Genomic DNA, 6538 nt, shown 5'->3' on the forward strand with positions numbered 1-6538 from the left:
AGGACCAGGGCCGTGCCCCGGATGTCCCACGAGGCTCACACAGGGCATGCTGGAACCGTCCAGAACCACGCGCGAGCCACGCCAGGAGCTTCGCGCCACACACGAAAGCGGTGATCGGGCGGTGCCAACGACGGCCGTGGAGACCCCGCGGCTCACCCGCGCGGTCAACGGCAGACTCCTCGGCGGCGTCGCCTCGGGGCTGGCCCGGCACCTGGGCCTGGACCCGGTCGTGGTCCGCCTCGCGTTCATGGCGCTCGCCGTCGGCGGCATCGGGGTGGCCGTCTACGTGGCCCTCTACTTCCTCGTACCCAAGGAGGAGGCCGGCGGCGACGGACCCGAACCGGCCGAGGACGCCAGGCGCAAGGGCCGCGACATCTCACAGCTCGTCGCCTACGTCGGACTCGCCGCCGGGCTGGGCTTCCTCTTCCTGATCTTCGGCGGAGTCTTCGACCCGCTCCTGTGGTTCGTCATCTTCGGTGCGCTCGGGGCCACCATCCTGTGGCAGCAGGCCAACCCCGCCGAACGCAACGAGTGGATGAACAGCACAGTCAGCCGCACGCGACCCAAGAGCATCATGCGCACCGCCGCCGGTGTCCTGCTGGTGGTGGTCGGCGTGATCGGCTTCCTGGTCTTCCAACAGCAGCTCCAGGAGGCCCGCGCCGGACTCACCTTCGCGTTCACGCTCATCACCGGGATCGCGCTGATCGTCGCCCCCTGGATCATCGGGCTCATCCGCGAACGCGACTCCGAGCGCCGTGAGCGCATCCGCAACGCCGAACGCGCCGAACTCGCCGCGCACATCCACGACTCCGTCCTGCACACGCTGACCCTCATCCAGCGCCGCGCCGAGGACCCCCGCGAGGTCCAGCGCCTGGCCCGCGTGCAGGAACGCGCCCTGCGCAGTTGGCTCTACCAGCGCCCCGCCGACGCCGAGACCACCGTCACACCCGGCCTGGAGCGGGTGGCCGCCGAGGTCGAGGAGGAACACGGCGTGCCCATCGAGGTGGTGTGCGTCGGCGACGCGCCCATCGACGACGGCATCAGCGCCATGCTCCGCGCCGCCCGCGAAGCCATGGTCAACGCCTCCAAGTACGCCGGAACGGACAGCATCTCCGTGTTCGGGGAGGTGGACGAAGGTGAGGTCCTGGTGTTCGTGCGGGACCGTGGCGCCGGGTTCGACCTCGACGACATCCCGGAGGACAGGATGGGCGTGCGCGGCTCCATCATCGGCCGCATGGAGCGCCATGGTGGGACCGCGCGCATCCGGACCGAGCCGGGCGAGGGCACCGAAGTACAACTCCGCATGCCGCGTATCCCCGACATGTGAGCCCGGGGCCCCGTCGGCCGGGGGACCCCGGGGCCGGACGCGCGGGGCCGGAGCCCCGGAGCCCACGGGCCCGTGGGTCCGGCGACCAGTGGTCCGGGAAGTGGCCGCTTCGGGCCAGAGGAGGTCCGGAGCGACGCGGGCCACTACCTACCGGGTGAGTTCCCTGGATAGGGTCCAGGTGTGGGAGAAGAGAGCACGAACTTCAGTGACGGAGACGCGGTCCCCCGCGTCGTGATCGTGGACGACCACCGGCTGTTCCGCAGCGGGGTACGCGGGGAACTCGGGGACGCAGTCAACGTCATCGGCGAGGCCGGGGACGTCGACAGCGCGGTGCACGTCATCGGTGAGACCCTGCCCGACCTCGTACTCCTCGACGTGCACCTGCCCGGAGGCGGGGGAGTCGAGGTGCTCCGGCGGGTCCTGGCCAAGCACTCCCAGATCCGCTTCCTCGCCCTGTCGGTCTCCGACGCGGCCGAGGACGTCATCGGCGTGGTGCGCGGCGGCGCCCGCGGCTACGTCACCAAGACCATCTCCGGCAAGGACCTGGCCAACGCCATCGTCCGGGTCGCCGACGGGGACGCGGTGTTCTCACCGCGACTGGCCGGATTCGTGCTGGACGCCTTCTCCGCGACCGACGCGCCCCCGGTCGACCCCGAGCTGGACCGCCTCACCCAGCGCGAACGCGAGGTCCTGCGGCACATCGCCCGTGGCTACGCGTACAAGGAGGTCGCCAAGGAGCTGTTCATCTCGGTCAAGACGGTCGAGACGCACGTGTCCTCGGTGCTGCGCAAGCTCCAGCTGTCCAACCGGCACGAACTCAGCCGCTGGGCCACCGCCCGCCGCCTGGTCTGAGCCCGGCGGGGACACGCTCCACGAAGGGTGCGGTCCCCGCTCGGCGGTCCCCAGGGGCCCGGTCAGCGCAGGGAGTCGAGCATGCGGTCGAGGAACTCGTCCTCCCGCACCTCGGTGATCACCCGCGCGGCCCGGCGCTCGTCCGCGCTCGGCCGCAGCCGCCGGTCCGCGACGGTCATCCCGCGGGTCAGCCCGCCGGTGAGCTCCACCCGCACCGGAGCCTCGAAGGCACCGGTCACCAGGTGCGGGTCCACCAGCACCGCCGCGGCCAACGGGTCGTGCATCGCGCACTGGCGCACCCCGAAGATGCCCCGGTAGAACTCGGCGTAGAAGTCCAGGAACGCGGACGTGTTCTGGGCGCGCGCCCCCGGAACCTCCTGGAGCCGGTCCAGCCAGGCCCCGGTGGCCACGGTCCGCATGGTGATGTCGAGCGCGATCAGGTCCAGGTCGAACCCGGCCGCGAACACCGCCTCGGCGGCCTCGGGGTCGTTGGCGATGTTGGCCTCCGCGTGCGAGGAGACGTTCCCGGGCACCTCCACGGCGCCGCCCATCACGACGAGGCGCCGCACCAGCTCCGGCAGACGCGGCTCCAGGCCGAGCGCCAGCGCCAGGTTGGTCAGCGGTCCCACGGCCAGGACGTCGATCTCGCCCGGGTTCTCCCGCACCAGGCGCACGAGGAGTTCGGCGGCGGACTCGGCCACCGGCTCGCGGGCGGGCTCGGGGAGCTTCACGTCACCCAGGCCGTTCCCACCGTGCACGTGACCGGCCAGACTCGGCTCCTGCACCAGCGGGCGGGCGGCGCCCACGGCCACCGGCACGTCCGGGCGACCGTACAGGTCGAGCAGGCGCAGTGCGTTCAGCGCGGTCACCTCGACCGTGTTGTTGCCGAACACCGCGCCGATCCCGACGATCTCCACCTCCGGCCGCGCGGCCAGGTAGGCGAGTGCGACGGCGTCGTCGATCCCCGGATCGCAGTCGACGAACACACGCATGGACTCCTGGTCAGCCAAGACCAATCTCCCCCCGAACAGGACACGGACCAGCCAGGCGAAGGACCTGGTTGGTGTTGGGGGCGTGTCCGGTGGCCTCGTGCCCGGCCGCGTCACAGGAGGAGCGGCGGGCGCGCCCGCGTCCCGTCGCGTGGCGTGCACGCGCGCGACCGGCGACATCCACCGAAAACGCCCCTAACAGGGTAAGCCGCCGACCACACCGGACGTCGACGGATGGCTCGGGCCGGGGGAGGAGGAGAACAGGGGAGGAAGACAAGGGAGAGGGGTGGGCGGCACGGGGCCGGGAGAGGAGGAAGGGTGAGACGAAGCGGAAGGAGAGAGGTGGGAGGGGCGAAGAGGAAGAGGAGGGGGAGGCCGTGGTCCCGGGGGAGGGTGGGTCCCACCTCGGGTGGACGGTCACGTCACTGGTCGCCCGTAACCTGGTAGGCGTGTCCTCCCAAGAACAGCTTCTCGAAGGTCTGAACGGTCCCCAGCGCGACGCGGTCACCCACGCCGGGTCGCCGCTCCTGATCGTGGCGGGCGCGGGCTCGGGCAAGACCCGTGTCCTCACCCACCGCATCGCCCACCTCATGGCCGAACGCGGGGTGCGCCCGGGGGAGATCCTCGCGATCACCTTCACCAACAAGGCCGCCGCCGAGATGAAGGAGCGCATCCAGGCCCTCCTCGGCACCCGCGCCGCCAACACCATGTGGACCATGACCTTCCACTCGGCGTGCGTGCGCATCCTGCGCAGGGAGGCGCACCGGCTCGGCTACCCGAGCAGCTTCACCATCTACGACGCCGCGGACTCCCAGCGCCTCATGCAGCTGGTCTGCAAGGAGATGGACCTGGACCCCAAGCGGTTCCCGCCCAAGTCCTTCAGCTTCCAGGTGTCCAACCTCAAGAACGAGCTCGTCGACTACGACACCCACGCCGAGCAGGCCCAGACCGAGCAGGAGAAGAAGCTCGCCGAGGCCTACCAGCTCTACCAGCGCCGCCTCCACGAGGCGGGCGCCATGGACTTCGACGACCTGATCATGATCACGGTCAACCTGTTCCAGATGTTCCCGGACGTCGCCGAGTACTACCGGCGCCGCTTCCGTCACGTGATGGTCGACGAGTACCAGGACACCAACCACGCCCAGTACGCGTTCGTCCGCGAACTCGTCGGCGCGGCGGAGGGTTCCGACACCAGCGTGGTCCCGCCCGCCGAACTCTGTGTGGTCGGCGACGCGGACCAGTCGATCTACGCCTTCCGGGGCGCGACCATCCGCAACATCCTGGAGTTCGAGCGCGACTTCCCGAACGCGCGCACCATCCTCCTGGAGCAGAACTACCGCTCCACCCAGAACATCCTCTCCGCGGCCAACACGGTGATCGACCGCAACGAGGGCCGCCCGGCGAAGAACCTGTGGTCCGAGCAGGGCGAGGGCCCGATGATCACCGGGTACGTCGCTGACAACGAGCACGAGGAAGCGGCCTTCGTGGTCGGCGAGATCGACCGGCTCACCGACGAGGGCGTGGTCAAGCCGAGCCAGGTCGCCGTGTTCTACCGGACCAACGCGCAGTCCCGTGTGTTCGAGGACGTGTTCATCCGGACCGGCCTGCCGTACAAGATCGTCGGCGGCGTGCGCTTCTACGAGCGCAAGGAGATCCGCGACATCCTCGCCTACCTGCGGGTGTTGGCCAACCCCGAGGACACGGTCAGCATGCGCCGCATCCTCAATGTGCCCAAGCGGGGCATCGGCGCACGCGCGGAGGAGTCCGTCGAGTTGCTGGCCGCGCGCGAGCGCGTCTCGTTCTCGCAGGCGCTGCGCCGCGTGGACGAGGCACCGGGCCTGGCGACCCGTTCGGCCAAGGCGATCCGCAACTTCACCGCCCTGCTGGACGAGCTCGCCGAGGTCGTCCCGGGCAGTACCCCGGCCGAGATCGTCGAGGCGGTGCTCAGCAAGACCGGTTACCTCTCGGAACTGGCGGAGTCCAAGGACCTCCAGGACGAGAGCCGGGTGGAGAACCTGGAGGAGTTCGTCGACGTCGCCCGGGAGTTCGAGCACACGTTCGCCGCGCTCATCGAGGACGAGGCGGAGCTGGAGGGCGAGGAGAACCAGGGCATCGACCCGGGGGAACCGACCCTGGTCGACTTCCTGGAGCGCATCTCCCTGGTCGCCGACACCGACCAGATCCCCGACGAGGACGACGAGGGCGGGGTGGTCACCCTGATGACCCTGCACGCCGCCAAGGGACTGGAGTTCCCGGCGGTCTTCCTCACCGGCATGGAGGACGGGGTCTTCCCGCACACCCGCACCCTGGGGGACAAGACCGAACTGGAGGAGGAGCGGCGCCTGGCCTACGTGGGCATCACGCGGGCCGAGCAGCGGCTGTACGTCAGCCGCGCGGCGGTGCGCAGTGCCTGGGGCACCCCCTCCTACAACCCGGCGTCGCGGTTCCTCGACGAGATCCCGTCGGCGCTGGTCGACTGGCGCCGCGCCGAGTCCACCCTGGCCGCGCCGCCCAGCAGGTCCATCGGTGGCCGGTCGGGTGGCGGCTTCGGCGGTGGCTCCGGGGGTGCGTCCGGTGGTGGCTTCGCGAGCCCCTTCGGCAGCGGGAAGAAGAAGGCCGTCAAGGAGGCCCCCACGCTGAGTGTGGGCGACCTGGTCAACCACGACTCGTTCGGTATGGGCCGCGTCCAGCTGGTCGACGGTGCGGGGGACAAGACCAAGGCCAGGATCGACTTCGGCGCCGACATCGGGGAGAAGGACTTCCTGGTCAAGTACGCCCCGATCGAGAAGCTCTAGGGCCTGAGCGTGGGCTTGGGCCTCCAGAAGGTGGGGCCCGGGCCGAGCCTCGGTGGCGGGTGCCCGGGGCCCAGGGGAGGTCCGGTCGCAGCCGAGCGCACCGGAGTTCCACGGGGCCTTTCGGAGCTTTCGGGGGTGTTTCCGGGCCGTGTAAGCCAGGACACCGGAGAGTTCTTCGAAACCTGTCACGAGCACTCCACCCCGGGGGTACAGTTGGTCAAGACCGAGCGAGACGAACGCGGATTCATCTGCGGGCGGGCCGGTCCACCTCCTCCGAAACACACCGGTTCGAGCACTGCTCGGGGCATGTAGGATCGGGGAGTTGCTTCAAAAGCCCGGCGGAAACGCGGGGCGGAAGAAGCACCGGGAATTCTTTCTCCGGATCAGGTTTGAAGCGAAAACGCCGATTTGGCGGGGCGCGGAACACCTGATAAAGTAAAGACACAACAGCGGAAACGCAAAAAGCCTTCTCCGGAAGAGCAGACGGAACTTCGGTTCTGGCGCTTGTACGGGAAGAGTGATTGTTTCTTGAGAACTCAACAGCGCGTGTTTGATTTTCTTTAAGCCATGTTTGT

At 69.5% G+C, this 6538-nt stretch carries 5 protein-coding genes; 3 read left to right on the forward strand and 2 right to left on the reverse strand.

The window, feature by feature from the left end; all coding sequences use genetic code 11:
* Nucleotides 1-121: 121 nt before the first annotated feature.
* On the forward strand, nt 122-1327 hold the full coding sequence (locus KBX21_RS18350) for an ATP-binding protein (RefSeq protein WP_210842625.1): 1206 nt from the start codon (nt 122-124) through the stop codon (nt 1325-1327).
* Between the two features lie 180 nt (nt 1328-1507).
* A complete protein-coding gene (locus tag KBX21_RS18355; RefSeq protein ID WP_049569393.1) occupies nt 1508-2179 on the forward strand; it encodes a response regulator transcription factor in 672 nt (223 codons plus the stop codon).
* Nucleotides 2180-2241: 62 nt separating this feature from the next.
* On the opposite strand, the gene KBX21_RS18360 is transcribed toward KBX21_RS18355, so the two are convergent.
* The gene (locus KBX21_RS18360) at nt 2242-3171 is read right to left on the reverse strand and encodes a nucleoside hydrolase (RefSeq protein WP_049569396.1); all 930 of its coding nucleotides are present in this window, start codon (nt 3169-3171) and stop codon (nt 2242-2244) included.
* 446 nt (nt 3172-3617) lie between these two features.
* Between KBX21_RS18360 and pcrA the strand changes: the two genes are divergently transcribed.
* Complete coding sequence (pcrA, locus tag KBX21_RS18365; RefSeq protein ID WP_210842626.1) at nt 3618-5963, forward strand: DNA helicase PcrA; 2346 nt, start codon at nt 3618-3620, stop codon at nt 5961-5963.
* 327 nt (nt 5964-6290) lie between these two features.
* On the opposite strand, the gene KBX21_RS18370 is transcribed toward pcrA, so the two are convergent.
* Nucleotides 6291-6538, reverse strand: a 248-nt coding sequence (locus tag KBX21_RS18370) for a hypothetical protein (RefSeq protein ID WP_210842627.1), incomplete at its 5' end; no start/stop codon positions are given.

The sequence above is a fragment of the Nocardiopsis sp. B62 genome (assembly GCF_018070675.1).
In the GTDB taxonomy this organism is placed as follows: Bacteria; Actinomycetota; Actinomycetes; order Streptosporangiales; family Streptosporangiaceae; genus Nocardiopsis; species Nocardiopsis prasina.